The sequence below is a fragment of the Limnohabitans sp. T6-5 genome, assembly GCF_003063315.1.
In the GTDB taxonomy this organism is placed as follows: Bacteria; Pseudomonadota; Gammaproteobacteria; order Burkholderiales; family Burkholderiaceae_C; genus Limnohabitans_A.
Map to the genome: position 1 here is coordinate 162,606 of NZ_NERV01000004.1, position 26,869 is coordinate 189,474.

General features: G+C 60.3%; 23 protein-coding genes and 2 pseudogenes. 6 read left to right on the forward strand and 19 right to left on the reverse strand.

The window, feature by feature from the left end; translation table 11 throughout:
- Nucleotides 1-180: 180 nt before the first annotated feature.
- From mnmE to rpmH, 5 genes are all read right to left on the reverse strand, one after another.
- A complete protein-coding gene (gene mnmE, locus B9Z51_RS16150) occupies nucleotides 181-1,593 on the reverse strand; it encodes a tRNA uridine-5-carboxymethylaminomethyl(34) synthesis GTPase MnmE (protein WP_108376202.1) in 1,413 nt (470 codons plus the stop codon).
- Between the two features lie 58 nt (nucleotides 1,594-1,651).
- Nucleotides 1,652-3,328: a membrane protein insertase YidC gene (gene yidC, locus B9Z51_RS16155; RefSeq protein ID WP_108376203.1), complete on the reverse strand. Its 1,677-nt coding sequence runs from the start codon at nucleotides 3,326-3,328 to the stop codon at nucleotides 1,652-1,654.
- Nucleotides 3,325-3,597 carry a membrane protein insertion efficiency factor YidD gene (yidD, locus tag B9Z51_RS16160; protein ID WP_108376204.1) on the reverse strand — a complete coding sequence of 91 codons (273 nt, stop codon included), beginning with the start codon at nucleotides 3,595-3,597 and terminating at the stop codon, nucleotides 3,325-3,327. Before yidD ends, yidC begins: the two co-directional genes overlap by 4 nt.
- Nucleotides 3,594-4,031 carry a ribonuclease P protein component gene (locus tag B9Z51_RS16165; RefSeq protein WP_108376205.1) on the reverse strand — a complete coding sequence of 146 codons (438 nt, stop codon included), beginning with the start codon at nucleotides 4,029-4,031 and terminating at the stop codon, nucleotides 3,594-3,596. Before B9Z51_RS16165 ends, yidD begins: the two co-directional genes overlap by 4 nt.
- A gap of 67 nt (nucleotides 4,032-4,098) precedes the next feature.
- Nucleotides 4,099-4,233 (reverse strand): 50S ribosomal protein L34, encoded by a 135-nt coding sequence (gene rpmH / locus B9Z51_RS16170; RefSeq protein WP_005798102.1) that lies wholly within the window; start codon nucleotides 4,231-4,233, stop codon nucleotides 4,099-4,101.
- Nucleotides 4,234-4,502: 269 nt separating this feature from the next.
- Between rpmH and dnaA the strand changes: the two genes are divergently transcribed.
- The 3 genes from dnaA (at nucleotide 4,503) to gyrB (ending at nucleotide 9,824) form a co-directional block, all read left to right on the forward strand.
- Nucleotides 4,503-5,873, forward strand: coding sequence for a chromosomal replication initiator protein DnaA (gene dnaA, locus B9Z51_RS16175; protein WP_108376206.1), 1,371 nt, complete (start codon nucleotides 4,503-4,505; stop codon nucleotides 5,871-5,873).
- A 152-nt stretch (nucleotides 5,874-6,025) separates the two neighbouring features.
- On the forward strand, nucleotides 6,026-7,135 hold the full coding sequence (dnaN, locus tag B9Z51_RS16180; protein ID WP_108376207.1) for a DNA polymerase III subunit beta: 1,110 nt from the start codon (nucleotides 6,026-6,028) through the stop codon (nucleotides 7,133-7,135).
- Nucleotides 7,136-7,220: 85 nt separating this feature from the next.
- Nucleotides 7,221-9,824 carry a DNA topoisomerase (ATP-hydrolyzing) subunit B gene (gene gyrB, locus B9Z51_RS16185; protein WP_108376208.1) on the forward strand — a complete coding sequence of 868 codons (2,604 nt, stop codon included), beginning with the start codon at nucleotides 7,221-7,223 and terminating at the stop codon, nucleotides 9,822-9,824.
- Between the two features lie 429 nt (nucleotides 9,825-10,253).
- On the opposite strand, the pseudogene B9Z51_RS16190 reads toward gyrB, so the two are convergent.
- Nucleotides 10,254-10,439 (reverse strand): annotated as a pseudogene (locus tag B9Z51_RS16190) (IS5/IS1182 family transposase); the annotation flags it as partial.
- Nucleotides 10,440-10,579: 140 nt separating this feature from the next.
- Here B9Z51_RS16190 and B9Z51_RS19090 point away from each other — a divergent pair.
- A pseudogene (locus B9Z51_RS19090) lies at nucleotides 10,580-11,105 on the forward strand (transposase); the annotation flags it as partial.
- A gap of 9 nt (nucleotides 11,106-11,114) precedes the next feature.
- Here B9Z51_RS19090 and slmA read toward each other — a convergent pair.
- From slmA to rfbB, 4 genes are all read right to left on the reverse strand, one after another.
- Nucleotides 11,115-11,732, reverse strand: a complete 618-nt coding sequence (gene slmA / locus B9Z51_RS16200) for a nucleoid occlusion factor SlmA (RefSeq protein ID WP_233255007.1) — start codon at nucleotides 11,730-11,732, stop codon at nucleotides 11,115-11,117.
- Between the two features lie 32 nt (nucleotides 11,733-11,764).
- Nucleotides 11,765-12,664 (reverse strand): acetylglutamate kinase, encoded by a 900-nt coding sequence (gene argB / locus B9Z51_RS16205; protein ID WP_108376211.1) that lies wholly within the window; start codon nucleotides 12,662-12,664, stop codon nucleotides 11,765-11,767.
- 65 nt (nucleotides 12,665-12,729) lie between these two features.
- Nucleotides 12,730-13,626: a dTDP-4-dehydrorhamnose reductase gene (gene rfbD / locus B9Z51_RS16210; protein WP_108376212.1), complete on the reverse strand. Its 897-nt coding sequence runs from the start codon at nucleotides 13,624-13,626 to the stop codon at nucleotides 12,730-12,732.
- Entirely contained in the window at nucleotides 13,623-14,687 is a 1,065-nt protein-coding gene (rfbB, locus tag B9Z51_RS16215; protein ID WP_108376354.1) for a dTDP-glucose 4,6-dehydratase, read from the reverse strand. The genes rfbD and rfbB overlap by 4 nt, the downstream gene beginning before the upstream one ends.
- Before the next feature lie 112 nt (nucleotides 14,688-14,799).
- Between rfbB and B9Z51_RS16220 the strand changes: the two genes are divergently transcribed.
- Nucleotides 14,800-15,312 carry a phasin family protein gene (locus B9Z51_RS16220; RefSeq protein WP_108376213.1) on the forward strand — a complete coding sequence of 171 codons (513 nt, stop codon included), beginning with the start codon at nucleotides 14,800-14,802 and terminating at the stop codon, nucleotides 15,310-15,312.
- Between the two features lie 27 nt (nucleotides 15,313-15,339).
- Nucleotides 15,340-16,008, forward strand: a complete 669-nt coding sequence (locus tag B9Z51_RS16225; protein WP_108376214.1) for a TetR/AcrR family transcriptional regulator — start codon at nucleotides 15,340-15,342, stop codon at nucleotides 16,006-16,008.
- A 25-nt stretch (nucleotides 16,009-16,033) separates the two neighbouring features.
- On the opposite strand, the gene B9Z51_RS16230 is transcribed toward B9Z51_RS16225, so the two are convergent.
- The 9 genes from B9Z51_RS16230 to B9Z51_RS16270 form a co-directional block, all read right to left on the reverse strand.
- The gene (locus B9Z51_RS16230; RefSeq protein WP_108376215.1) at nucleotides 16,034-16,798 is read right to left on the reverse strand and encodes a type III pantothenate kinase; all 765 of its coding nucleotides are present in this window, start codon (nucleotides 16,796-16,798) and stop codon (nucleotides 16,034-16,036) included.
- Between the two features lie 38 nt (nucleotides 16,799-16,836).
- Nucleotides 16,837-17,292: a polymer-forming cytoskeletal protein gene (locus B9Z51_RS16235; protein WP_108376216.1), complete on the reverse strand. Its 456-nt coding sequence runs from the start codon at nucleotides 17,290-17,292 to the stop codon at nucleotides 16,837-16,839.
- A 31-nt stretch (nucleotides 17,293-17,323) separates the two neighbouring features.
- Entirely contained in the window at nucleotides 17,324-18,268 is a 945-nt protein-coding gene (locus B9Z51_RS16240) for a M23 family metallopeptidase (RefSeq protein WP_108376217.1), read from the reverse strand.
- Between the two features lie 413 nt (nucleotides 18,269-18,681).
- Nucleotides 18,682-20,094: an amidase gene (locus tag B9Z51_RS16245; protein ID WP_108376355.1), complete on the reverse strand. Its 1,413-nt coding sequence runs from the start codon at nucleotides 20,092-20,094 to the stop codon at nucleotides 18,682-18,684.
- 64 nt (nucleotides 20,095-20,158) lie between these two features.
- Entirely contained in the window at nucleotides 20,159-21,658 is a 1,500-nt protein-coding gene (locus tag B9Z51_RS16250; protein WP_108376218.1) for a M81 family metallopeptidase, read from the reverse strand.
- A 16-nt stretch (nucleotides 21,659-21,674) separates the two neighbouring features.
- Nucleotides 21,675-23,294: an ABC transporter ATP-binding protein gene (locus B9Z51_RS16255; RefSeq protein WP_108376219.1), complete on the reverse strand. Its 1,620-nt coding sequence runs from the start codon at nucleotides 23,292-23,294 to the stop codon at nucleotides 21,675-21,677.
- Nucleotides 23,291-24,172, reverse strand: coding sequence for an ABC transporter permease (locus B9Z51_RS16260; RefSeq protein ID WP_108376220.1), 882 nt, complete (start codon nucleotides 24,170-24,172; stop codon nucleotides 23,291-23,293). The genes B9Z51_RS16255 and B9Z51_RS16260 overlap by 4 nt, the downstream gene beginning before the upstream one ends.
- Nucleotides 24,173-24,185: 13 nt before the next feature.
- A complete protein-coding gene (locus tag B9Z51_RS16265; protein WP_108376221.1) occupies nucleotides 24,186-25,139 on the reverse strand; it encodes an ABC transporter permease in 954 nt (317 codons plus the stop codon).
- A gap of 114 nt (nucleotides 25,140-25,253) precedes the next feature.
- Nucleotides 25,254-26,828: an ABC transporter substrate-binding protein gene (locus tag B9Z51_RS16270; RefSeq protein ID WP_108376222.1), complete on the reverse strand. Its 1,575-nt coding sequence runs from the start codon at nucleotides 26,826-26,828 to the stop codon at nucleotides 25,254-25,256.
- Nucleotides 26,829-26,869: the final 41 nt, after the last annotated feature.

Sequence of the window (26,869 nt, forward strand, 5' to 3'; positions counted from 1 at the left end):
AACGCCATCTTGTGCCGGATGCGCGCTCCCATCAGTCTCTGACGCGACCTTTTGAGGGTGCCTTGTGCAGGCTGCACGTCGGCGACTTCGACCGCCGACCTACGGGACGACCAACGCTTTGATTTGCAGGTCGGCAGCTTCAGCTCCGACATGGAAGATGGGGCGAATCGATGCACCTGCTCATTTGCCGATGCAGAAACTCGAAAAAATCACCCCCAGCAAATCGTCGGCGCTGAACTCGCCAGTGATCTCGTTCAGGGCGTTTTGCCCCTGGCGCAGTTCTTCGGCCAGCAGATCCAGGTTTTGGGCTTGTGCGGCCAGGTGGGCATCGGCCATCTCCAAATGTTCACGCACACGGTGCAGCGCCTGCACATGGCGTTCGCGCGCGATGAACAGGCCTTCGTTGGCTTGTTGCCAACCCGCCTGTTGCAACAGCTGCTGGCGCAGGTCTTGCAAGCCTTCTCCGGTGCGGGCCGACAGGGTCAAGCCGGTCCGCTCTTCCGATGTTTTGGCAGCATCGGCTTTGTTCCACACGTCGATCACCGCCACACTGGCGGGCAGACGGCTTTGCAACGCGGTGGCGATGGCGGCATCGGCTTGGTCGTAATCGGCCTGGCCGACACGAGTCAGGTCATGCAGAAACAGCACAGCATCGGCGTTTTCAATTTGCCCCCAAGCGCGGGCAATGCCGATTTGTTCGACCTCGTCCACGCCCTCGCCTTCACGCAGACCGGCGGTGTCGATCACATGCAGCGGCACGCCTTCGATCTGGATGGTCTGCTGCACCACGTCTCGGGTGGTGCCCGCAATGGGCGTGACGATGGCCAGCTCGGCTCCGGCCAGCGCATTGAGCAGTGAGCTTTTGCCGGCATTGGGCTGGCCTGCAATCACCACCTTGATGCCTTCGCGCAGCAGCGCGCCTTGCTTGGCCTTGCCCAGCACGGTCGCCAAGGCCGATTGCAGACGTGTCAATTGCCCTTGTGCATCGGCTTTTTGCAGGATGTCGATTTCTTCTTCTGGGAAATCCAGCGTGGCCTCTACCAGCATGCGCAGGTGGATCAGGGCGTCACGCAACTGGTGAATTTTTTTGGAAAAGTCGCCTGCCAACGAGCGGCTGGCACTGCGGGCCGCGGCTTCGGTGCTCGCGTCGATCAGGTCGGCAATGGCTTCGGCCTGAGCCAGATCGATCTTGTCATTCAAAAAGGCCCGCTCGGAAAATTCACCCGGCTGCGCCACGCGCAAACCTCCCAGGCACGGCTGGCCGGTGGCGGGGTCGATTTCGGCCGCCGCCTGCAGGCAGCGCGCCACCAACAGTTGCAATACCACCGGGCCGCCATGGGCCTGCAGCTCCAGCACGTCTTCACCGGTGAAGGAATGCGGCGCGACAAAGTGCAGCGCCAGGCCATGGTCGATTGGACTGCCGTCGGCATCCGCAAAAGGCAGGTAAGTCGCTTCGCGTGGTTTGAGGCTGCGCCCGCACAGCGCCTGAATCAGTAAGGACAGGTTGCGACCCGACACGCGCACGATGCCCACAGCCCCTCTGCCAGGGGCGGTGGCAATGGCAACGATGGGTTCCTGATGGCGGGCGAGCATGGGGCGTGTCCTCAAACAAAAAGGGCCGCTTGCGCGGCCCCATCAGCAACGATTGTGCTTACTTGAACTTAGGCAGATTGAACTGTGGTGGCACGCCCATGCGGGTGTTGATGATCCACTGCTGCGCAATCGACAAGATGTTGTTGGTGATCCAGTACAGCACCAGGCCCGAAGGAAAGAAGAAGAACATCACGCTGAACACCAGCGGCATGATCCACATCATCTTGGCTTGCATCGGGTCTGGCGGCGCGGGGTTGAGTGCCGTCTGCAGCAAGGTGGTCAGCGTCATCACGACGGGCAAAATGAAGAACGGGTCAGGTGCCGACAAGTCGTGGATCCAGCCCACCCAAGGCGCGTTGCGCATCTCGACGGTGGACAGCAACACCCAGTACAGCGCGATGAACACGGGAATCTGGATCATGATCGGGAAGCAGCCGCCCATGGGGTTGACCTTTTCCTCACGGTAGATCTTCATCATCTCCTGCTGCATTTTTTGCGGATCGCCTTTGAGGCGTTCGCGCATTTCCATGATCTTGGGGTTGATCGCTTTCATCTTGGCCATGCTCGAGTAAGCCTTGGCATTGAGCCAGTAGAAAGCGATCTTGAGCAACAACACCAGCGCCACAATCGACCAGCCCCAGTTGTGGATGAAGCCAAACAGCTTGTCGAGCAACCAGTACAAAGGCTTGGCCAACATGGCCAACCAGCCGTAGTCTTTCAGCAAGTCCAGGCCGGGGGCCAATGATTCGAGGACTTTTTCTTCTTGGGGGCCCACAAACAATTGCGAGCTCACAGTTTTGGACTGGCCGGGAGCCACATCGGCCACGGGGGTGATCATGCCCACGGCATACAAATTGGCGTCCACCTTGCGCACGAAGTTTTCGCGGCTGATGCCATCACCCAGCAACCAAGCCGAAGCAAAGTAGTGCTGCACCATGGCCACATAACCATTGGTCGAAGTTTTGTCGATTTCGGCCTTGTTTTTTTCAATGTCGCTGAATTCAACCTTGTGGTACTTCTTGGCTTCGGTGTAAATGGCCGGGCCGGTAAAAGTCGAGTAGAAAGACGATTCGCCCGCAGGCTTGTTGCCGTCACGCACCAGTTGCAGGTACAGCTGAGGCGACACAGCGGCGGTGCCGGTATTGATGACTTCGTGTTTCACGCCAATGGCGTAGCTGCTGCGCTGCAAGGTGTAGGTCTTGACCAGCTTAACGCCGTTTTGCACATCGGACTCGAAGCGCAGGGTCAATTCGTTTTGACCGTCTTTCAGGCTTTTCTCACCCGAAAAACGCATGACGCTCTTGTGGGTGGGGAAGTTGCCGCCGATCAGGCCGGTTTGAGCGGTGTAAACGCGTGCAGGGCTTTGGTCGAGCAAGACAAACGGCTTGCTGGCATCCTCCAGATCGTTGTGCTTGGTGAACTCGCTGCGGGTGAGTGTGCCGCCTTCGGTGTCGAAGCTGAGTTTGAGCACATCGGTGCTCACTTCGATTTTTTCACTGGCCACCGCAGGTGCAGTGTTGGCGCCACCAGGCACTTGACCCGGTGTAGCCACAGCTGCCTGGGATGCAGCAGGCACGTCGCTGGCGGCTGCTGTGGGGGCGGGCGCAGTGGTCGTGGCGCCTGGCTTGGGGAAGAAGGTGGCTTTGTGGCCGTTGTAGACCTGCCATTGGTCCCACAGCAGGACCATGGAGAAGCCAAAAATCACCCAAAGGATGGTGCGACGGATATCGTTCATGAGGTCTTCTTTGACGAAGTAGGGGAAAACAAAGCCGTGAACAGGCGCGGTGCCTGTTCTGGAATGGGGTCGTGACCACCTGTGCACCAGGGGTTGCAGCGCATGAGTCGGTGCAGCGTCAAGTAACTGCCTGCCGCAGCGCCATGACGCTCCAGTGCCTGCAAGGCATACACCGAACAGGTGGGCTCAAACCGGCAGGCAGAACCCAGCCATGGACTCAGGAACAACCGGTAGCCACGCACAATGGACATCAAGAGGCGCTGGATCATGCCTGGCCTTTGGGGTGAATGGCACGCTCAAACAGCTGCTCAAGCTCCAGACGCACAGCCAGCTTCAACGGCTCGGATGTGGCGCTGATGAATTGTTTGCGGTCAAAGCCCGAGCGCAAGCGCACCACATGCGCGGCCAATGGCAACTGCTCACCAAAACGATGGCTCACGGTGTAGATCTGGCGCTTGATGGCATTGCGTGTAACGGCTCTGCGCGCCCAGCGTTTGGGCACCATGGCGCCCAGCCAGACATCAGGCAAGTCAAAAAGGGCCTGCTCCGGTGAGGGTGCAGGCCCGACTTGATCGGCTTGTGCCAAAGGGATGTCTGTCGTTGCAGCCAGGTTCAGGCGATGCAGCGCAAAGTGCGCCGTACGCGAGACTGTGCCGCCAGCCAGGGTGGCCTGAAATTGTGGGCGTGTTTTTAGACGCTGCACGGTGGCCTGGCCCCAGCATCAACCGCCCACAGCGACATCAGGTCACTGCCAGACGGTTGCGCGGACATTAGACAGCCAGACGCTTGCGGCCCTTGGCGCGGCGTGCGTTGATCACGGCACGGCCACCACGGGTTTTCATGCGAACCAGAAAGCCGTGGGTACGGGCGCGACGTGTCTTGGATGGTTGGTAGGTGCGTTTCATAACTCTTCCTTAGAGCCCAATGCCATAAGCTGCGTTGGGCGAAACCCAAGATTATCGCAAATTTTCTGACTGACGGCAAATTCATGGCGTTAAAGGCTTTCCGGAAGTGTTCCCCAAAAATATCCGGATGTGGTTTATGATCGCCCTCCCGTACCGATTCGGCATGTGGATAAGCTCTTGATAAATCAGTTTTTCCCGCCGTTCCAGCCTATCACTGTCCACAATAAAACAAATACAACATGCCCGAGGGACTTTCCCCACAATTACAGATGGATGCTGGCCAATCTTTGTGGCAGGCTTGCATGGACGAGCTGTCCCGAGAGCTGCCGGAGCAGCAGTTCAACACCTGGATCAAACCCCTGAGTGCGCAGGTTTCCGAAGACCAATTGCGATTGACGGTGTACGTTGCCAACCGCTTCAAACTGGACTGGATTCGGGCTCAATATGCGGGACGCCTGTCCGCCATGCTGGAGCGCCTGCAAGGACATCCGGTTCAAGTTGAGTTAGCGATTACTCCGCGCGAAGGCCCCGCCAAGATTGCGCGCTTGTCCACTCCATCATCGATGGAGAGTGCACCTGAAGTCATCGAAGTGCCTGACGAGCCGGTGGCCAACACCTTCCGTAGTCGATTGAACACTGCCCTGACATTCGACACCCTGGTTGAGGGTACAGCCAACCGGATGGCGCGTGCTGCGGCCATGCATGTGGCGGGCTCACCGGGGCACCTGTACAACCCACTTTTCATCTACGGCGGCGTTGGCTTGGGCAAGACCCACCTGATGCACGCCATCGGCAACAAACTGCTGGCCGACCGCCCTGAATCCAAGGTTCTCTACATCCACGCAGAACAGTTTGTGTCGGATGTGGTTAAAGCCTACCAGCGCAAGACTTTTGACGAGTTCAAGCACCACTACCACTCGCTCGATTTGCTCTTGATCGACGATGTGCAATTCTTTGCCAACAAGGACCGCACGCAAGAAGAATTCTTCAACGCGTTCGAAGCCTTGTTGGCCAAAAAGTCCCACATCGTGATGACCAGCGACACCTATCCCAAGGGTCTGGCCGACATCCATGAGCGTCTGGTTTCGCGCTTCGATTCGGGCCTGACGGTGGCCATGGAGCCGCCCGAGCTGGAAATGCGCGTGGCCATTTTGATCAACAAAGCGATCAGCGAAGGCAGTGAAATGCCCGAAGAGGTGGCGTTTTTCGTGGCCAAAAACGTGCGCTCCAACGTGCGCGAGCTCGAAGGCGCGCTGCGCAAAATCCTGGCCTATTCGCGTTTTAACCAGAAAGAAATCTCCATCCAGTTGGCCCGCGACGCCTTGCGCGACTTGTTGTCCATCCAAAACCGTCAGATCAGCGTCGAAAACATCCAGAAGACCGTGGCCGACTACTACAAGATCAAGGTCGCGGACATGTACAGCAAAAAGCGCCCGGCCAGCATTGCCCGTCCGCGCCAGATTGCCATGTACCTGGCCAAGGAAATGACGCAAAAGAGCTTGCCCGAAATTGGCGAATTGTTTGGCGGCCGTGACCACACCACCGTTTTGCACGCGGTCCGCAAGATCAGCGCCGAGCGCCAGCAAATGACAGAGCTGAACCAGCAATTGCACGTGCTGGAGCAGACCTTGAAGGGTTAATCGGCAATGAGTCGGCGTCCATGCCCGGATTTCAGACATTTGGCCTGCATACAGGCCGTTTTAGGGGCAAAAAACAGCGAAAATGTATGCTGTTGCCCATCTCACCTAGCCCTTGTGGGCGAAGTGCTTGAAAAACCATCAAAGGTAGACAAATGATCGTTCTGAAGGCCACCCAAGACAAATTGCTGTCGGTCCTGCAATCCGTGTCCGGCATTGTGGAGCGTCGTCACACCTTGCCCGTGTTGGCCAACGTGCTGATTCGCAAAACCGGCCACGCCGTGCAGCTGACCACCAGCGACCTCGAAATCCAGATCCGCACCACGACCGAGATGGACGGTGACCCCGGCGACTTCACCACCACGGTGGGCGCCCGCAAGCTCATCGACATCCTGCGCACCATGCCTGCCGACCAGACGGTGAGCCTCGAATCATCGCAAGCCAAGCTGATCTTGAAGGGCGGCAAGTCCAAGTTCACCTTGCAGACTTTGCCCGCCGAAGACTTCCCTCTGGTGCAAGAGGCCGCCAGTTTTGGACCCGTGTTCAGCGTGCCGCAAAAAACCCTCAAGCAACTGCTCGGTCAGGTTTCGTTTGCCATGGCCGTGCACGACATCCGTTATTACTTGAACGGCATTCTGTTTGTGGCCGAAGGCAACCGCCTGAGCCTGGTCGCTACAGACGGTCACCGCCTGGCTTTCACCGCCGCCACGCTCGACGTCGAAGTGCCCACCAAACAAGAAGTCATCCTGCCCCGCAAGACCGTGCTCGAGCTGCAGCGTTTGTTGTCAGACGCCGATGGCGCCATCGAGATGCAATTTGCCAACAACCAGGCCAAGTTCAGCTTTGACGGCATGGAGTTCGTGACCAAGCTGGTTGAGGGCAAGTTCCCCGACTACAACCGCGTCATCCCCAAGGGCCATAGCAACAACATGACCCTGGGCCGCCAAGCCCTGCTGTCTTGCTTGCAGCGCACGGCCATTCTGACCAGCGACAAGTTCAAAGGCGTGCGACTGAACCTCGACCCCGGCAGCCTGCGTGTGGCGTCGACCAACGCCGAACAAGAAGAAGCTGTGGACGAACTCGACATCGACTACAGCGGAGACAGTATCGAGATCGGTTTCAACGTGACCTACATCATCGACGTGCTGGGCAACATGAGCCAGGATATGGTGCGCATTGATCTGGCCGATGCCAACAGCTCGGCGCTGATCACGATCCCCGAGAACGACAACTTCAAATATGTGGTGATGCCGATGCGCATTTGAGGCCCGCGCCCCCAGGCGATAGACCTTATCGAAACCCGCGACCTCTCGCGGGTTTCGGCCATTCAAGCGACAGAGAAAACAGACCATGACCGACGACATCAACCCCAGCGAAGACGCATTCACCACCGCGCAGCCCAAGATCGACGCCCATCAGGCGGGTGCATCCGAAGGCTATGGCGAAGGCGCTATCCAAATCCTGGAAGGCCTGGAAGCCGTGCGCAAACGCCCGGGCATGTACATCGGCGACACATCCGACGGCACCGGTCTGCACCACCTGGTCTTTGAGGTGGTGGACAACTCGATTGACGAAGCACTGGCCGGTCATTGCGACGACATCGTCGTCACCATTCACTCGGACAACTCGATCAGCGTCACCGACAACGGCCGCGGCATCCCCACGGGCGTGAAGATGGACGACAAGCACGAGCCCAAGCGCAGTGCCTCAGAAATCGCGTTGACCGAGCTGCACGCAGGCGGCAAGTTCAACCAAAACAGCTACAAGGTCTCGGGCGGCCTGCACGGCGTGGGCGTGTCTTGCGTCAACGCCTTGAGCAAATTTTTACGCCTGACGGTGCGTCGCGAAGGCAAAGTGCATGAAATCGAATTTGCACGCGGCTTTGTGCAAAACCGCCTGCTCGAAACGGTCAATGGCGTTGAAGTCTCGCCCATGCGCGTCACGGGTGCCACCGACAAGCGCGGCACCGAAGTCCACTTCCTGCCCGACACCGACATCTTCACGCAGAACAACGACTTCCACTACGAGATCCTGGCCAAGCGCCTGCGTGAACTGTCCTTCCTCAACAACGGCGTGCGCATTCGCCTCAAAGACGAGCGCAGCGGCAAGGAAGACGACTTCTCGGGCGCCGGTGGCGTCAAGGGTTTTGTGGACTTCATCAACGCCAACAAAAAAGTGCTGCACCCCACGGCCTTCCATGCCAATGGCGAGCGCCCGGCTGACAGCTACGGCGGCATCCCCGGCACCAGCATCGGCGTTGAAGTGGCCATGCAGTGGAACGACGGCTACAACGAATCGGTGCTCTGCTTCACCAACAACATCCCCCAGCGTGACGGCGGCACCCACCTCACGGGCCTGCGCGCAGCGATGACCCGCGTGATCGCCAAGTACATCGAGAAAAACGAGATCGCCAAAAAGCAAAAAGTCGAAGTCAGTGGCGACGACATGCGCGAAGGCCTGTGCTGCGTGCTGAGCGTTAAGGTGCCCGAGCCCAAGTTCAGCAGCCAGACCAAAGACAAACTGGTGTCCAGCGAAGTGCGTGCCCCGGTCGAAGACATCGTGGCCAAAGCCCTGACCGACTACCTGGAAGAGCGCCCCAACGACGCCAAGATCATCTGCGGCAAGATTGTGGAAGCCGCCCGCGCCCGCGAAGCCGCCCGGAAAGCCCGCGAAATGACCCGCCGCAAAGGCGTGCTCGACGGCATGGGCCTGCCCGGCAAATTGGCCGACTGCCAGGAAAAAGACCCGGCCCTGTGCGAAATCTACATCGTCGAGGGCGACTCCGCCGGTGGCTCGGCCAAGCAAGGCCGCGACCGCAAATTCCAGGCCATCCTGCCCCTGCGCGGCAAAATCCTGAACGTCGAAAAAGCCCGCTACGAAAAGCTGCTGACCAGCAACGAAATCATCACGCTCATCACCGCCCTGGGTACTGGCATTGGCAAAGTGGCCGCCGACTCCGGCAAGAGCGGCACCGACGACTTCAACCCCGACAAGCTGCGTTACCACCGCATCATCATCATGACCGACGCCGACGTGGACGGCGCGCACATCCGCACTTTGCTGCTCACGTTCTTTTACCGTCAGATGCCCGAGCTGGTCGAACGCGGTCACATCTACATTGCCCAGCCACCGCTCTACAAAGTCAAGGCTGGCAAAGAAGAGCTGTACCTCAAAGACGGCCCGGCCCTCGACGGTTTCCTGCTGCGCATCGCCTTGAAAGACGCCAGCATCAGCACGGGGGGTGACAACGCCCAAGTGTTGCAGGGCGACACCTTGCAAGCCTTGGCGCAAAAACACCAGGTCGCCGAAGCCGTCATTGGACGCCTCTCCAACTTCATGGACGCCGAAGCCCTGCGCGCGATGGCCGATGGCGTGTCGATCAACCTCGACACCCTCGAAACGGCGGCCGCCTGCGCGCCTGCATTGCAAGCCAAATTACGTGAACTCAACACCACCGGCATCCCGGCTGAAGTGGCCGCCGAGTTTGACGTGCGCACCGACAAACCCATCCTGCGCATCAGCCGCCGCCATCACGGCAACATCAAGAGCAGCATCATCACCCAAGACTTTGTGCGCGGCGCCGACTACGCCGCACTGGCTGAAGCCGCCGACACCTTCCGCGGGTTGCTCAGCGAAGGCGCCAAAGCCACCCGAGGCGAAGGCGAGCGTCAAAAAGAAGAAAAAGTGGGCGACTTCCGCCAGGCCATGCATTGGCTCATCAGCGAAGCCGAGCGCACCACCAGCCGCCAGCGCTACAAGGGTCTGGGCGAGATGAACCCCGCCCAACTGTGGGAAACCACCATGGACCCCACCGTGCGCCGACTGCTGCGCGTGCAAATCGACGACGCCATCGAAGCCGACCGCGTCTTCACCATGCTCATGGGCGACGAGGTCGAGCCACGCCGCAACTTCATCGAGGCCAACGCGCTGCGGGCGGGGAATATTGATATTTGATGCTGCAGGTTCTCAGAATCTCCTGCAAATTTTCTCAATTTTGCAAATCAGAAGGGCCCGGTATATCGAGCCCTTCTACTCAAACATATGTACGCAGGGCGAGTACTTGGTCACAACCGTAGTGCCCCGCGAAACAGGATGTGGAAGAACCAAATGACCCGATTTTTCAAAATGCGAATACAAAGTAGGGCAAATGCGACTCTGGGGCAAGATTCATCGTCTGAAGCGATGAGTATTTCGGCAGCCTGCTAGCAGTCCATGGGACTTGAACCCAGAAGAAGCCTGAATTTGCGACAGATCCATTTTTTAATCGCTTGCGCTTTCATTTTTGCTGGGTCGATGGCTTTCGAGTCAATAGACGCCCTCTCTGAGCAATTGTCGGCCCGATTCAAGCTTGTTTGGCCAACGCCTACCCCCTGATACCGATATCAGCAGGTGAATACGCTTGATGTACCTCTCCATGGTCACCCCGCTCCATTCACCTTGGGCATTGTCCAGTACGCGCATGCTCATTTGGCGCCAGCCCATCACAGGCTTGATGATGCCAAACAAGATCTCGACTTTTTGCTTGCGCAGGCCATAAAGCACTCGCCCCTCCTTTGTGCCCAGCTGGGGCACCATGCGTTGCAGTGCCTATGGCTTCTCGTGCTCAGAGGCATCGACGGTGGTATTTGTTCGGACACCGGCTTGCTCTGGGAGTACCGATCGACATAAGAACAGCATCGCCCATTGCAGGTCGAGTCAGGCACTTGCGCAAGCTGTGCGTCATGGGGTTTCGGCTCAGCGCGCACCGATCTGCTCTCGCCAATACTACCGAGTCGCACGTCTGGCGCATTAGGGCCGATTTGCCCGCCGTTTTGAGTCGGCGTGCCCGAAAGTTATGACTGGACGAGGACTTGGGACTCAATCTGAAGAACACGGTTGACGCACTGGATGCCACCATCCTTCTATCTTTGCTTGAGCCTGTTCGATTGGGCTGCTTTTCGCAAAACCAAGGCTGCGGTCAAGTGGCACACCTTGCTGGATTTGCGCGGCGCTATTCCTGCGTTCATCCATATCAGTGATGGCAAGATGCACGAGGTCAATGTTCTGGACATCCTGATGCTGGGACTTGCGCTTGGGGCTTACCACATCGTGGATCGGTGCTATCTGGACTTTGCACGCTTGTTCAACCTGCATCAGTCAGACGCATTCTTTGTTACCCGCAACATAAGCAACATGAACGCCAGGCGTGTCTATTTGTCCAAAGTGGACCGCAGCACAAGTATGGCGATGCAAGGGCCACGCCCGTTAAAGCACCCGCCCCATCGCCGCCTGCAAATGCTCTGACGGCAGGCGTTTGAAGCCCGAGCGCACAAAGCGCTGCAAGCGACCTTGCATGAAGGCCACCAGCACTGAGGCCTGCACCTGGCTGTCCACCGTGGGTGTGGCTGATGCTGCATTGGCTTCGCGCAGCGACTGACGCAGCTGCGCCTCAATCTTGTCAAACAGCAAGTTGATGCGCTCTTGCAGGCGTTCGTGCTCCAGCACCAGCGCGTCGCCGGTCATGACGCGGCACATGCCGGGGTTCTTTTCGGCAAACTGCAGCAGCAGCGCCACGATGCGTGCGGCCTGGTTGGGGCCCGCGGCTTCGCGGTCGGTGACCTGTCGGATCAGGCCGACCACCGACTGGTCGATAAAGTCGATCAGGCCTTCAAACATCTGGGCCTTGCTGGCAAAGTGCCGGTACAGGGCCGCTTCGCTCACACCGATCTTGGCAGCCAATGAAGCGGTGGTCACGCGCTCGGCGCCGGGCTGCTCCAGCATGGCGGCCAAGGTTTGCAGAATCTGCAAACGCCGCTCACCGGGGCGTGGGCGTTTGCGGGCTGGTGCCTCTGCGGCGTCGCTGGTTTCTTCTAAATCGGACATGTGCTCCCCCATTTTTTTACTTTTTTAACGACTCAGCGGCTCTTGATCATGGTGCCAAAGGCTTGCTCGGACAAAACCTCCAGCAGCATGGCGTGGGGCACGCGGCCGTCGATGATGTGCACGGCATTGACGCCGCTCTTGGCCGCATCGAGAGCGCCTGCGATTTTGGGGATCATGCCGCCGCTGATGGTGCCGTCGGCGCACAGCTCGTCGATGCGGTTGGGCGTCAGCTCGGTGAGCAAGTTGCCCTCTTTGTCGAGCACGCCACGGATGTTGGTCAACATCAACAGCTTCTCGGCCTGCAGCACAGTGGCCAGCTTGGCGGCCACCACATCGGCGTTAATGTTGTAGCTCTCGTTGTTTTCGCCAAAGCCGATGGGGCTCACCACCGGGATGAAAGCGTCGTCTTGCAGGGCCTTGAGGATGGACGGGTCGATGCTCACGATGTCACCCACCTGGCCCACGTCCAGCTCTTTGCTCGGGTCTTGTGCGTCGATCAAGCGCAGCTTCTGGGCGCGGATCATGGCGCCGTCGCGGCCCGTGAGGCCCACGGCTTTGCCACCTGCGCGGTTGATCATGCCCACGATGTCTTGCTGCACTTCGCCGCCCAGCACCCACTCGACCACTTCCATGGTCTCGGCGTCGGTCACGCGCATGCCTTGCACAAACTCGCCTTTTTTGCCCAAACGGCTCAGAGCGTTTTCAATTTGCGGGCCGCCGCCGTGCACCACCACCGGGTTCATGCCCACGAGTTTGAGCAGCACCACGTCTTCGGCAAAGGCTTGCTGCAGGGCCGGGTCGGTCATGGCGTTGCCGCCGTATTTGATGACCAACGTCTTGCCGTGGAACTTGCGGATGTAGGGCATGGCCTGCGCCAGGATCTGGGCTTGGTCGTGAGGTGAGACGGTGGCAGCAGCAATGGTGTCGGTCATGGTGCGAAACGTGGTTTCAAAAGGAGAGGAATTTGCAAGTGATTGTGCAGCAAGCTTTGCGGGCTTCAGAGGATTTCAGCCAGCATGCGGTCCACCCCTTGCTGCCAGGGCGTCAGCACCAAACCAAAGGTGTGCTGCAGTTTTTGCGTGTTCAGACGCGAGTTCAACGGACGCTGCGCCGGAGTTGGGAATGCAGTCGTGGGCACGGGCGCAATCTCGGTCACTTTCAGGGGATGGTCTGGTTTGAGCTTTCGGGCCTGCCCGACCACATGGCTGGCATAGCCGTGCCAGCTGGTCTCGCCTGAAGCCACGAGGTGGTAGATACCGCTGAGCGTTGCGTCCTGAGTCTGCATCGCCTGACGCACGGCATGCGCGGTCACATCGGCAATCATGTCGGCCCCGGTGGGCGCGCCATGCTGGTCTTCGATGACGGTCAGGCGCTCACGCTCGGCTGCCAGTCGCAACATGGTTTTGGCAAAATTCCCACCGCGAGCGGCATAGACCCAGCTGGTGCGAAAAATCAAGTGCTTGCAGCCGCTGGCGGCAATGGCCTGTTCGCCTTCGAGCTTGGTCTGGCCATACACGCTCAGGGGCGCTGTGGCGTCTGTCTCTTGCCAGGCTTTATCGCCCTGGCCGTTGAACACGTAGTCGGTTGAGTAATGCACCAACCAGGCACCGATTTCGGCTGCGGCCTGCGCCAGCGCTGCGGGGGCGGTGGCGTTGAGGCAGCGGGCCAGCTCGGGCTCGGACTCGGCTTTGTCGACCGCTGTGTGGGCGGCGGCATTGACGATCACGTCGGGTCGCCAGTTGCGCACGGTTTGCGCCAGGCGCTCGGGGTGGCTCAGGTCACCATAAAACTCGGTGCTGTGGCGGTCCAGCGCCAGCACTTCACCCAAGGGGGCCAGGCTGCGCTGCAACTCCCAGCCGACTTGGCCATTTTTTCCAAGCAACAGGATTTTCATGAGGCTTGGTACTGTTTTTGGACCCAGTCGCGGTACGCGCCACTTTGCACATTGCTGACCCACTGTGGATTGGCCAGGTACCACTCGACCGTTTTGCGGATGCCGGTCTCGAAGGTTTCGTCAGGTTTCCAGCCCAATTCGGCTTCGAGCTTGCGCGCATCGATCGCGTAGCGGCGGTCGTGACCCGGACGGTCGGTCACGTAGGTGATCTGGCCGGCGTAACTTGTGCCATCCGCCTTGGGGCGCAGCTCGTCCAGCAGCTTGCACACGGTGTTGACGATGTCGATGTTGGGCTTTTCGTTCCAGCCACCCACGTTGTAGGTCTCGCCCAGACGACCGGCCTCGAGCACGCGGCGAATCGCGCTGCAGTGGTCCTTGACGTAGAGCCAGTCACGGATCTGCATGCCGTCGCCGTACACCGGCAGCGGCTTGCCTGCCAGGGCGTTGACGATCATGAGCGGGATGAGTTTTTCCGGGAAGTGGTAGGGGCCGTAGTTGTTGGAGCAATTGGTGGTCAGCACCGGCAGTCCATAGGTGTGGTACCAGGCGCGCACCAGGTGGTCCGACGCGGCCTTGCTCGCGCTGTAGGGGCTGTTGGGTTCGTAACGGTGGGTCTCGGCAAAGGCCGGATCGTCTTTGCTCAGCGAGCCATAGACCTCGTCGGTGGAGACGTGCAAAAAGCGGAAAGCTGACTTCTGCGCCTCGGGCAAAGACGACCAATACCCACGCACCGATTCCAGCAGCCTGAAGGTGCCCACGATGTTGGTCTCGATGAAGTCACCCGGGCCATGGATGGAGCGGTCCACATGGCTTTCGGCGGCAAAGTTGACCACAGCGCGGGGCTGGTGCTCGGCCAGCAAGCGGCTGACCAGGGCGGCGTCGCCAATGTCACCCTGAACAAAGATATGACGCGCATCGCCTTGCAGGCTGGACAAAGTTTCCAGATTGCCCGCGTAGGTGAGTTTGTCGAGGTTGATGACGGTTTCCTGGCTGAGCGTCAGCCAGTCCAGCACAAAATTGGCGCCGATGAATCCGGCTGCGCCGGTGACGAGAAGGGTCATGGGGTGTTTCAGGTTGTCGGCGCAGCGGGATGCTGCCCTCGTTTTTTTCATGATTTTAAAAGCTTTGCGGAAGCCGACCGGTTAAAGTGAGGCCTTCTGGAGGAAGTTCACCATGGCCAAGTCGCAAGGCAAAACACCCGACACCTCAACTGCTCAGTCAGCCAATGCCCCCGACATGAGCGGGCAATCGGCCCACAACATCTGGCTTGCCGGTTTGGGCGCCATGGCCAAAGCCCAGGAGCAAGGCAGCAAAGCCATTGAGGCCCTGGTCAATGATGGCCTGGCCCTGCAACGCAAAAGTCAGGCCGAAGCCCAGCAACGCCTGCAAGAAGCCACCGAACGCCTGACCCACATGGCCGCCGACTTTGGCCAACACGCGTCGGGGCGCGTCGACAAGCTCGAACACCTGTTTGAAGACCGAGTGGCCAAAGCGCTGCACCGCTTGGGTATGCCCACATTGCTGGACATGCAGATGCTGACGGCGCGCATTGAGCAGCTCGAAGCGCTGCAAAGAAATGGTTCCCCGGCCCCCACGGCGGCCAAACCTGCTACCAAGAAAGCCCCCACTCGCCAAGCTGCTGCAAAGCGCGCTTCGCCTGCCGCCACACGCCAGCCCAAAAAATAATCGGCGCTCCATTTTCCTGCGCTCGACATGGCCAAGAAAGCCCCCCGCCGCACGGCCTTACGCATTGCCGAGGTCACACTGGAGCTGTTCAACCGCTTCGGTGAGCCCAACGTCTCGACCACGCTGATTTCTGCCGAGCTGAGCATCAGCCCCGGCAACCTGTATTACCACTACCCCTCGAAGGATGCGCTGGTCAACCAGTTGTTCGACCAATACGAGGTCGCCATACTGGGCCTGCTGGATGCTGCGCCCGATGTGCAGGATGTGGAGGATGCCTGGTTTTTCCTGCACTCGCTTTTCGAGCAAATCTGGAATTACCGTTTTCTGTACCGCGATCTGAACAATCTGCTGTCAGGCAACCGCCATCTGGAAACCCACTTCCACGCCGTGCTGGAGCGCAAAACCCATGCGTTTCGGCTGATGCTGGAATCATTGGCAGCAGCAGGTCTCATGCGCATCGACCCGGACAGCATTGAAACCCTGTCGGCCAGCCTGTCGGTGATGGTGACGTATTGGCTCAGCTATGAATATGTGCGCAATCCACGCCAGGCCATGGAGCCCGCCAGTGCCGGCCTGGCGTTAACACGGGGTGCCAGACATGTGTTGGGTTTGCTGACCCCCTATATGGCCAGCAGCGAATTGCAAGCCCACCTGCAAGCCTTGACGGCGGCCTACAGCAGCGCACCTGCCCGGTGAAGCGACCCAGGCATGAGAACAACGCTCAAGAAAACCGCTGCTGCGCCATTGCCAGCAAGCCATCAAAGATCAGGTTATCGACCAGCTCGAATTGCAAGGACATGCTGGGCGCCATTTTCCAGCCTGCCCCCCCCGTCATGACGCACTTGGGCTCTTGCCCCGTGTGTTCACGCAAGTGCTGCACCATGCGTTCGCAAGCACCGGCAATGGCGTAAGTGCCGCCACTGGTGAGGGCATCGCTGGTGTTGGTGGGGAAAGGCCGCACCTCGCCCGTGGGCACATGCAAGCCCGCAGTGCCTGACTCCAGCGCTCTGAGCATGATGCCGTGTCCGGGCAAGATCAAGCCCCCCAAAAAACACCCTTCGCTGTCAATGGCCTCGACCGTCACGGCAGTACCGACCATCACCACCACCAAAGGCTTGGACTCGCCTTGGGCCAGCATGCGCTGACGCGCACCGATCATTGCCACCCAGCGGTCTGAGCCCAAACGAGAGGGGTGATCGTAGCCATTGATGACCCCCGCCTCTTGAGTGCTGGGCACCACCCACTGAGGTGTGAAGTCCCACAAATCCATTTGTTCTTGTACCCGGCGCTTGATGGCGTCCCCCGCCACCACGCAGCCCAGCATGCGTTCGGGCACAGGCAAGTCTGCCCAGGGTCCTTCCGACAAGCGGTCGATGTTTTCAAGAAATTCCGCACCATGCGCCAACAGGTGAGCCTGTGGGCTGGGTCGGTCGTACAACGCCCATTTCAAACGGGTATTGCCAACATCAAGGGCTAAAAATGTCATGCCCCGATTTTAATGAATTCAAACGTCACACAGACCGATTACTCTTCAACACCCGTTGTTTGTGCTTTGCGGATGGCGTCCTGCGCATCGCGGTCTGTTTGAACAGGCACTTCCGTACCGTCCACCTGAAGCAGCAAGCCCAGCAAGCGTGCGCCGTGCTCCACGGCAATTGACGCATATTTGGTGTCGCCCTGAACCAGCGCGCTGGACAACAACTCGACACGCTCATAAGAGTGGATGTTCCCCGAGACTTTGCCCGCCACAATGATCCGGCCAGCGATCACATCGCCCAGGATTTCACCGGTTGGGCCAATCACCACTGAAATGTCCTGGTCTCTGGGTGCCTCTATGTTGCCGATCACTTTGCCGTCGATCCGCACGCTTTCTTTCAAAAGCAGGCAGCCATGAATCTCGGAGTTTTTTCCGATCAGTGTGTTGAATTTTTCCTGACTCATCACCAACGGGGTGGTGTTGGATTTTTTATTGCCAAACATGCTGTCTCCTTGTTTTTCAGATCGGCTTCAATCAATGCTTTGCCCATGCGGCCAGTGCTTTGGCAGGGTGCATGGCTTGGCCTTTGTAGATAACTTCGTAATGCAAATGGGGGCCGGTGGAGCGACCCGTATTGCCCAGCAAACCGACCGTGTCGCCACGCTGAACCACGGCACCTTCCTGGACCATGGCGGTTTTCAAGTGGGCATAGCGGGTCACAAAACCATCGGCATGGGAAACCTCAATCATGTTGCCGTAAGCCCCTGCTCGCTCTGAGCGCAGGACCAGACCGGCCGCTGTAGCCTGAATGGGCGTGCCCACGGGCGCCACAAAATCAATGCCCTCATGCATGCTGGGCAAGTGGGTCAGAGGGTCTGAACGGACACCAAACGAGCTGGTCAGCAAAAAATCGTTGGCCAAAGGCAACGCCGTGGGCAACTTGTCAAGCTTGTCCATGTCTTTTTGCCACTGCGCATGGGTTTGCGACACTGTTTGTTCAATTTGCTGCAATTGCTGTGACACCAAGGTCATCTGCTCACTCAGGGGCTTGGCTTGTGCGCCGCCCCAAAGGGGCAGGAGTTTGAGAGGTCCACCGCGACCATCGTGCGACTGAGCTTTCCGATCAGCAGGAGCGGTCAACAATCTCTCGATGCCCAAACGCACCAACAAATCGCTTTTGGAAGATTCAAGTTGCTGCAAACGCTCTGTCACCACACCCCATTGCTGGTTGATTTCTTCCAGTTTGGCGCGGTAAGCAGCCTCCACCTTGTCCTGTTCTCCCTGGCTGGTCACACCCCCCATGCGCGTGGCCAATTCAGGTGCGTACTCCACCGCCACACGCAAGCCCACAAAATGGAAAAGCACACCCAATGCCACCAAGAGGCTGGACACAACCAACACCCCCACCATGACGGTTCGAGCCGTGATGGACAGTGTCACCACTTTGGCGGTAGGTGCGGACACCCAGATCAACTGCATTTGAACTCCTATGGCTTGATCACTGAGGTCGACAAGACACCCCGCAACAAGACAATCAAAAAATAATCACTTCAGACACTTTTGATGCACTGAAGAAAGAAACCGCAATTTTTTCGACAAAACAGGTCAAAAAAACTCGCTTGAAATGCGCTATTTGTCATCAAGCAATTTGCGGAGAGCGAACTTTATAGGTTAACGGAGAAATGAACTGACCCGCAAGCGCTGTAAACCCTGACCAATGGCAAAAATTCAGGCATTAGTCAATTTTGACAGAAAGATACATCAAAAGCACCAAATGCACATTCCCCAATTGGGTAATTACCGGAGAAAAAATCTCTTCAACCCAGTCTTTGCGTGTGGATGGTGAATGACACTTTTGACCCACACATATGACCCACACCTATGACCCGCCATCAAATACCGGGGCGTTGGATCGGCGCAACAGATTCATAAGCCCGGGCCGCCCGCAAGACCAGCGCATCGCCAAACATGGGACCCACAATCTGCAGGCCCATGGGCAAGCCCGCCTTCGTCAAGCCGCAGGGCACGGTGATGGCCGGTTGCTGCGTCAGGTTGAAGGGGTAGCTGAACGGCGTCCAGCCCAGCATGCTGGCCGGGTCCATCGGCACCGTGCCCGCAGGGCGTGCCTCAAAAGCCGGAATCGACACCGAGGGCGTGACCAACAGGTCGTAGCGCTGCATGAACTGGCGCATGTGCGAGCCCAGCACGCCACGGCGCTGGTTGAGCTGCTGCACATCCAGAGCCGTCAATTGCGCCCCCAAGGCTGCCTCTGCCCGGAAATCGGGGTCGGCCAGTGCCTGCTGCTCGGCCGTCAGGCCAGACCAAACGGTGTGGGCGCCGAGGAACCACAGGCCCGTGGTGATGTCGAGCGGGTCTTCAAAGCCCGGATCCACGTGCTCCACATGGGCGCCCAGGTCCTTGAGTTTCTGCACCGCCTGATCGACCGCCGCTGCGATTTCGGGGTGGACGTTGTGGGCGTAACCCAGCGTGGGCGAATACGCGATGCGCAGGCCACGGATGCCGTCTTCCAGGCCCACGGTGTAGTCGCTCGCCTCAGGCGGCAAAGATGTCCAATCCCGGGCATCGGGCTTTTTGAGCACGTTCATCATCATGGCGGCGTCGCGCACGCTCAGGGTGTGCGGGCCCAGGTGCGCCACCGAGCCGAACGGCGACAGCGGGTATGCGGGCACGCGGCCAAAGCTGGGCTTGAGGCCCACGTTGCCGCAAAACGCGGCCGGAATGCGCACACTGCCTGCACCGTCGGTGCCCACGGCCAGCGGGCCCAGGCCTGCGGCCACAGCCGCTGCCGCACCACCCGACGAGCCGCCGGGCGTGTGGTTCACATTCCAGGGGTTGCGGGTGATCCCCGTGGCGGGTGAATTGGTTTCACCCTTGCAGCCAAACTCGGGCGTGGTGGTCTTGCCCAGCAGCACCGCACCCGCTTCGCGCAAGCGTGCCGTGGCGGGGGCATCCACCTCCCAAGGCTGATTCGGGTCCACGGTGCGGCTGCCGCGCAGCGTGGGCCAGCCCTGCGTGAGGATCAGGTCTTTGATGCTGGTGGGCACGCCATCGAGCGCACCCACGGGAGCACCGGTGCTGCGGTGCGCTTGCCAACGGGCTTCGCTGGCGCGGGCACTGGCCAGGGCACGGTCGGCGTCCACCAGACAAAACGCGTTGATCTGCGGGTTGATGCGATCGATGCGCGAGAGCACCGCCTGCGTGGCCTCCACCGGGCTGGCCTGCCCGGTGCGGTACAGCTGAACAAGTTCGTGCGCGGTGCATTGGGTCAGGTCGGTGGTGCTCATGCGGGTCTCCAAGGGGTGTTGAGTTCACGCCAGGCCCGTCAAGGCCGAGCGTCACGGACAAGTGTCAAGGTCTTGTGCGGGTTTGGGGGCTGAGTTTTTTCCAGGGCAAGTCCCCCGGGTCGGCGGCCATGGGGCCAGCGGCCTTGGCCACCAGCACACGGCTGGCGATGGGCGTGAAGTCGGCACGGAAATGGTTGGAGCTTTTCACCACCAGCAACTTCATCTGCTCAGGTTGAATGCCCACGGCACGGAAGAGTTCGCGGTCAAGCATCTGCATCTTGCCGCTGGCCACCGCCACCAGCACGCCATCAATTTCAAGGCAAGCGCAAGGGCCAATGCGGACCTTCACGCCCGTCATCATCGGGCCCTTGAGTTCGCAGTCTTCCATCCCCAGCGCGCGCACCACAAATCGGCCTTGCACGGGCGGGTCGCTGTCTTGGCCGGTGAAGGTGGGCACAGCCTTGCCCAGAGCCAAGTCAAGGCTGGCACCCACACCCACTTCGTGGGCCTTGCGGGCCACCGCCGGGTCATAGAGCAAACCCAAAGCCACCTGACCGGGCCAGCGCTTGCCCGCGCCTTGCTGCAAGAGGGCATGCAGCATGCCCGTGGTGTTGCTGTCGCCGCCTGCGCCGGGGTTGTCCTGCGTGTCGGCCAGCACGACCGGGGCGCTGGCGGTTTCGGCCACCGACAGGGCTTGGGCCACGGCTTCGCGTGCGGGCAGCACATCAGGTCGCCACTGGCCAGGCTCGCTCACCTGTTCATAGAGGCGCTGCACGGCCGAGTCGACGGAGCCGCCATGGCCCCAAACCACCGGACCACACTCGGCAAAATCCGAGGCCGGAAAACCCATGCAAAAACTCAGCATGCAGCCCGTCTCGGCTTCGATGCTGCTCAGTGTGTCGTAGAGCGCCTGCGCCGGTTGCATCCAGGTGCTTTGCGCGTTGAGCGGGATCAAGAAGGGCAAGCGCTTGGCCTGCACGGGGCGCTTGGTGCCTGCGCGCAGGTGCTCGCGCATCAGCACCGCGGCACGCTCGCCGGTGTCGGCCATGTCGATGTGCGGGTAAGTGCGGTACGACACCAGGCCATCGGCCAGGCGCAGCATGCGTTCGGTCACGTTGGCGTGCAGGTCCAGGCTGGCCACGATGGGCAGTTTCGGGCCGACCACCGCACGGATGCGGGCAATCAACTCGCCCTCGCTGTCGTCAGCCTGCTCGGCCACGGCCGCGCCGTGCAAATCGAGGTACACACCATCGAGCCCTTGCACCATGGCAGAGCGCACGTCTTCGAGGATGGCTGCACTGATGCGCTCAAAAGCGTCACGGGTCACATACGAAGAAGGCGTGGCCCCGGCCCAGGCCGAGGGCACGAGCTGCCAGCCTTCGCGCTTGGCCGCGTCGATGAAGCCGCCCACCGGGATGTTGATGCCTGTGAGTTGCGTCTGCATGGCTTGCCCGCGCACAAAGGCCGGAAAATTCTCGCCCGTGTTGAAGGCGGCCCAATCGGCCAGGCTCGGCGCAAAGGTGTTGGTTTCGTGCTGGTAACCAGCGATCAGGATGCGGGTCATGCAGCGTCTCTTGTGTTCAGTCCAGGGGTGGCAATGCGGCCGGTGCGGCGTCAAACAAGCGCCGGGTGTAGTCCTGTTGCGGGTTGGCATACAGGTCGGTCGTGCGGCCCTGCTCCACGATGCGACCCTGGTGCATCACGATCACGCGGTCGCACAGCTGGGCGGCCACGCGCAAATCGTGCGTGATGAACAGCAGCCCCAGCCCCAGGCGGGACTGCGCCTCACGCAACAAATTCAGAATCTGGGCCTGCACACTCACGTCGAGCGCGCTCACGGCCTCGTCGGCCACCAGCACCTGCGGGCGGCAAGCCAGCGCGCGGGCAATCGCCAAGCGTTGGCGTTGGCCTCCGCTGAACTGGCTGGGGTAGCGCTTCAAGGCCTCCACCGGCAAACGCACCTGCGCCATCAGTTCCACCGCCAGCGCTTCAGCTTGCTCACGCGTCTGGCCAAAGTTCATCGCGCCTTCGACCATCGACTGGCCCACGGTGCGGCGGGGGTTGAGCGAGCGGTTGGGGTCTTGAAACACCACCTGCACGCGGTGGCGCAGCGGCCGCAATTGGCCCTCGGGCATGCGGGCCACATCGTCGGTGCCCCAAAAAATCTGGCCTTCGGTCGGGTCGATCAGACGGATCAGGCAACGCGCAAAGGTGGACTTGCCCGAACCCGACTCGCCCACGATGCCCACCGTTTCGCCTGCGCACACGGCCACAGCCGCGTCCATGAGGGCGGCCGTGGGTCGGCTGCGGCCCAGCCAGTCGTGGCTGATGTAGGTCTTGCACACGCCTTGGCCCGACAGCAGGGCGGGCCCCGCAGGCTCTGGCTTGGCGGGCGGCGGCGTCATGCCGGGCACGGCGGCCAAAAGCTGGCGCGTGTACTCGGCGCGAGGGCGGCGCAGCACCTGCTCGCAGTCGCCGCTTTCCACCGCCTGGCCCTGGTTCATGACCAGCACCTGGTCGGCGATCTCGGCCACCACACCCATGTCGTGGGTGATGAACAGCACCGCGCTGCCCTGCTCGCGCTGCAGGTCGGCGATCAATCGCAAAATTTCTTTTTGCGTGGTCACGTCGAGCGCGGTGGTCGGCTCGTCGCAAATCAGCAATGCGGGCTTCAAGATCACGGCCATCGCGATCACGATGCGCTGACGCTGCCCACCGCTGAGTTGGTGCGGAAAGCTGCGCAGCATGCGCGCCGGGTCGGGCAGCTTGACCCGCTCGAACACACGCAAAATTTCGGCACGGCGCTGGTCGGCAGGCCAGTCGGTGTGGGTGGACAGCAGTTCGTCCACCTGGTCACCGCAACTCATGACCGGGTTCAGGGCCGTCATGGGCTCTTGGAACACCATGCCCATGGCCTTGCCGCGCAATTGGCGCAGCCGCAGCGCAGAGGCATTCAGCAAGGACTCGCCTTGCAGAACAACATCGCCCGCCACGGGCTGCAGCTCTTTGGGCAGCAGGCCCATCACGGTGGTGGCCATGACGGACTTGCCCGAGCCGGACTCGCCCACCACGCACAAGGTCTGGCCCGGCAGGATGTCGAGCGACACTTCGGTGATGGCGTGCGCCCGGTCACCGCCCGAGGGCAAGGCGACCGAGAGGCCGCGAATGGAAAGAACGGCTTGAGAAGCGGTCTGTGTCATGCGCCGCCCCGCTTCGCGAATTTGGGGTCCAGCACATCACGCAGGCCGTCACCCAAGAGGTTGATGGCCAGCACCGTGGGCACCAGAAAGAGCGCAGGAAACAGCACGTTGCCCGGGTACTGGGTGAACTGCACGCGGCCCTCGGCCATGATGTTGCCCCAGGTCGGAATGTCGGCGGGCAAGCCCAGCCCCAAAAAGCTCAGAATCGCTTCGGTCAGCACCGCACTGGCCGCGATGAAGGTGCCCTGCACGATCAGCGGGGCCATCGCGTTGGGCAGGATGTGGCGGAGCAAGATGACCGGCGTGGGCGTGGCCAAAGCGCGTGCGGCTTCAACAAAGGGCTCCTCGCGCAGTGTCAGCACCAGCGATCGCACCAGCCGCGTGACACGGGGAATTTCAGGAATTGCGATGGCCACCACCACCGTCCACAACTGCGCGCCCAAGGCTGCCACCAGCGCAATGGCCAGCAAGATCGCAGGGATGGCCATGAGACCATCCATGAAGCGCATGAGCACCGCATCCATGAGTCGAAAGTAGCCGGCCAGCATGCCCAGCACACCGCCAATGGCCAGGGCCACCGTGGCGGTAAACAGGCCCACCAGCAAAGACACCCGGGTGCCAAACAAGACGCGGCTGTAGATGTCGCGGCCAAAGTTGTCCGCGCCCATCCAGAAGGTGTGGGCCACGCTGGAGCCATCCAGCAAGGCAAACTGCCCCAGCGTTCCCGAGAGGGTGTTGATGTTGGCCGAATCCATGGCGGCCGGGTCCACCGTGCCCAGCCAGGGCGCGATGGCCGCGATCAGAATCAAAAGCACCAACACGCCAGCGCCGAGACGGATCGAGGTGTTGGCCATCAATTTGCGAAAAAGTGCAGTCATGCGTTTAAGCGACTCAGTAACGGATGCGGGGATCGAGCCACAGGTAGCTCAAATCGACCAGCAAATTGATCAACACATAGAGCACGCTGAAAAACAGCACCACCCCTTGAATGACTGGAAAGTCGCGGTTGAGCACCGCGTCCACCGTGAGCGAGCCCAGGCCCGGAATGGCGTACACCGTCTCGGTCACCACCACGCCACCAATCAAGAGCGCAATGCCGATGCCGATCACCGTGACGATGGGCACCGCCGCATTGGCCAGCGCATGGCGCAACAACACGGCCTGCTCGGTCACGCCCTTGGCCCGGGCCGTGCGGATGTAGTCTTCGGTCAATGCCTCGGACACGCTGGCGCGGGTCACGCGGGCGATCAATGCCACATAAATGGTGGCCAGACTCACCCAGGGCAAGACCAATTGGTAGGCCCAGGCGCCGACACCCTGCGCAGACAGGCCAAACAAGCGCCGATAGCCCTGCACCGGCAACCATTGCAGTTCCACTGCAAACACGTAAATCAACACATAGCCGATCACAAACACCGGCACCGAAAACCCGGCCACCGCAAAACCCGACAACAACCGATCCAACCAACCGCCCATACGCCAGGCGGCCAGCGTGCCCAGGGGCACGGCCAGACACACCGCAATCAGCATGGTGCCCGCCGCCAGCGACAGCGTGGGCTCAATGCGTTGGGCAATCAGCTCAGTGACCGGTTTGTTCAGGTAAAACGAATAACCCAGATCGCCTTGCACCACGCCGGACAACCAGATGCCGAACTGCGTGAACAAGGGCTTGGTCAAGCCCAGTTGTTCGCGGATGCGGTCAATGTCTTCGTTGGTGGCGTTGTTGCCCGCGATCACGGCAGCCGGGTCCCCCGGCGTGAGCCGAAGGATCAGGAACACGATGACCGCCACCGTGAACAGCACAGGGATCAGCGCCAGCAGGCGCTGCATCAAAAAACGCAGCATGAAGGGTTCCGAAGGTCGAAGGAAAGGGGCCTGCAGCGCAGGAAGCGCAAGCCGGGCAAGGCTCTGGACGAAACCGTCCCAGCCCTGCCAGACGCCAAGCGCCCGAGCGTCAGATCAGTTCTTCTTGATGTTCCAGTAGACCTGCGCACCACCGGGCACCAGGCCCGAGATGTTTTTGCGCAGCGCTGCGGGGTTGAAGTACTGGCCCAGTGGCACGTGCGTGGCGGTCTCCATGGCGCGCAGCTGGATCTGCTCGGCGATCTGCTTTTTCTGGGCGTCGGTGGTGGCCTGGGCAAACTTGACCTTCAGGTCTTCGATCTGCTTGTCGTCTTGCCAGCCGAACCAGCCTTTGTCACCCGCGGCGTTCATCATGGCCATGGTCAAGGGGTTCAAGATGTCGCCCGCCGTCCAGGCGGTCATGAAGGCGTTCCAGCCGCCCTGTGCCGGTGCGTCTTTCTTGGCGCGGCGTGCCACCAAAGTGGCCCAGTCCATTTGCTGCATGTCGACCTTGAAGCCTGCAGCTTCCAGCTGCTGCTTGGCCACCAGGGGCAGCTTGGCAATCGCGGCCAGGTCGGTCGGACGCATCAGCAAAACGGGCGTGCCGTCGTAGCCAGCTTCCTTGAGCATTTCAGCGGCTTTCTTGGGGTCGGCCATGCCGGTGTAGATGCCGGTCTTGTCGCTGGCCAAGGGTGTGCCGCAGGGGTACATGCTCTTGCAGAAGGTGAACATGCCGGGTGCGCCGACCTGTGTTTTGAGGTGCGCCTCTTGGCCCAGCGCCACCATGGCGGCCTGGCGGATCTTCACGTTGTTGAACGGTGCATGCAGGTGGTTAAAGCGCAGGATGAACTGCAAGCCTGCAGGCTGGGCGTCCACCAGCTGGATGTCTTTTTGCGCCTTGAGCGAAGCGTATTGCTCAAAGGTGGGTTGCTCGACGATGTCGACCTCACCAGCCACCAGTGCATTGAACTGCGTCTGCGGGTCGCGGATGATGACCCACTCCACCCGGTCCAGGTACACGTTCTTGCCGCCAGTCGTGCCGTCAGGCGCTTCGCTGCGTGGTTTGTATTTTTCGTTTTTGGCATACACCAAACGCTCGCCGGGCTTGTATTCAGCAGGCACAAACTTGTAGGGACCGGAGCCGATGTTTTCCTTGATCTGCTCGCTGCCGGGCGTGGCGGCAATGCGAGCCGGCATGATGAACAGCACGTTGGACGAAGGTTTGCCCAGCGCTTCGAGCATCACACCAAAGGGCTTGTTGAGCTTGATCACAAAGGTCTTGGCGTCAGGCGTGGCATAACTGTCCACACTCTTGGCCAGCACGCCGCCAAAGCTGTCGCGACTGGTCCAGCGCTTGATGGAGGCGACCACGTCTTCGCTGGTCACGGCTTTGCCGTCGTGAAACTCCAGGCCGTCACGCAGGGTGAAGGTCCAGGTCAGGTTGTCCTTGCTGACGTTCCACTTGTCCACCATCTGGGGCTTGACCTTGCCAGCCAGGTCGGTGCCGAACAGGGTGTCGTAAATCATGTAGCCGTGGTTGCGCGTGACAAACGCCGTGCTCCAGATCGGGTCGAGGATGGTGATGTTGGAATGCGGCACCACCTTGAGGGTTTTGCCCTGGGCCTGCACGGCCAATGGTGCACACAGCGCAGCCGCCAAAGCCGCAACAGCGAAAAGAGAACGACGCTTCATGAATCACTCCAGTCAATAGGGGGACAAGACAAACTTGCTCA

Bases quoted from the DNA above. Each gene is read 5' to 3' on its own strand.
- B9Z51_RS16260 (WP_108376220.1), bottom strand. From the start codon at position 24,172: ATGACTGCACTTTTTCGCAAATTGATGGCCAACACCTCGATCCGTCTC.
- gyrB (WP_108376208.1), top strand. From the start codon at position 7,221: ATGACCGACGACATCAACCCCAGCGAAGACGCATTCACCACCGCGCAG.
- rfbD (WP_108376212.1), bottom strand. From the start codon at position 13,626: ATGAAAATCCTGTTGCTTGGAAAAAATGGCCAAGTCGGCTGGGAGTTG.
- slmA (WP_233255007.1), bottom strand. From the start codon at position 11,732: ATGTCCGATTTAGAAGAAACCAGCGACGCCGCAGAGGCACCAGCCCGC.
- B9Z51_RS16245 (WP_108376355.1), bottom strand. From the start codon at position 20,094: ATGAGCACCACCGACCTGACCCAATGCACCGCGCACGAACTTGTTCAG.
- B9Z51_RS16250 (WP_108376218.1), bottom strand. From the start codon at position 21,658: ATGACCCGCATCCTGATCGCTGGTTACCAGCACGAAACCAACACCTTT.
- argB (WP_108376211.1), bottom strand. From the start codon at position 12,664: ATGACCGACACCATTGCTGCTGCCACCGTCTCACCTCACGACCAAGCC.
- yidD (WP_108376204.1), bottom strand. From the start codon at position 3,597: ATGATCCAGCGCCTCTTGATGTCCATTGTGCGTGGCTACCGGTTGTTC.
- B9Z51_RS16235 (WP_108376216.1), bottom strand. From the start codon at position 17,292: ATGTTTGGCAATAAAAAATCCAACACCACCCCGTTGGTGATGAGTCAG.
- B9Z51_RS16225 (WP_108376214.1), top strand. From the start codon at position 15,340: ATGGCCAAGAAAGCCCCCCGCCGCACGGCCTTACGCATTGCCGAGGTC.
- B9Z51_RS16220 (WP_108376213.1), top strand. From the start codon at position 14,800: ATGGCCAAGTCGCAAGGCAAAACACCCGACACCTCAACTGCTCAGTCA.
- B9Z51_RS16240 (WP_108376217.1), bottom strand. From the start codon at position 18,268: ATGCAGTTGATCTGGGTGTCCGCACCTACCGCCAAAGTGGTGACACTG.
- yidC (WP_108376203.1), bottom strand. From the start codon at position 3,328: ATGAACGATATCCGTCGCACCATCCTTTGGGTGATTTTTGGCTTCTCC.
- mnmE (WP_108376202.1), bottom strand. From the start codon at position 1,593: ATGCTCGCCCGCCATCAGGAACCCATCGTTGCCATTGCCACCGCCCCT.
- rfbB (WP_108376354.1), bottom strand. From the start codon at position 14,687: ATGACCCTTCTCGTCACCGGCGCAGCCGGATTCATCGGCGCCAATTTT.
- B9Z51_RS16265 (WP_108376221.1), bottom strand. From the start codon at position 25,139: ATGCTGCGTTTTTTGATGCAGCGCCTGCTGGCGCTGATCCCTGTGCTG.
- B9Z51_RS16270 (WP_108376222.1), bottom strand. From the start codon at position 26,828: ATGAAGCGTCGTTCTCTTTTCGCTGTTGCGGCTTTGGCGGCTGCGCTG.
- B9Z51_RS16255 (WP_108376219.1), bottom strand. From the start codon at position 23,294: ATGACACAGACCGCTTCTCAAGCCGTTCTTTCCATTCGCGGCCTCTCG.
- B9Z51_RS16230 (WP_108376215.1), bottom strand. From the start codon at position 16,798: ATGACATTTTTAGCCCTTGATGTTGGCAATACCCGTTTGAAATGGGCG.
- dnaA (WP_108376206.1), top strand. From the start codon at position 4,503: ATGGATGCTGGCCAATCTTTGTGGCAGGCTTGCATGGACGAGCTGTCC.
- dnaN (WP_108376207.1), top strand. From the start codon at position 6,026: ATGATCGTTCTGAAGGCCACCCAAGACAAATTGCTGTCGGTCCTGCAA.
- rpmH (WP_005798102.1), bottom strand. From the start codon at position 4,233: ATGAAACGCACCTACCAACCATCCAAGACACGTCGCGCCCGTACCCAC.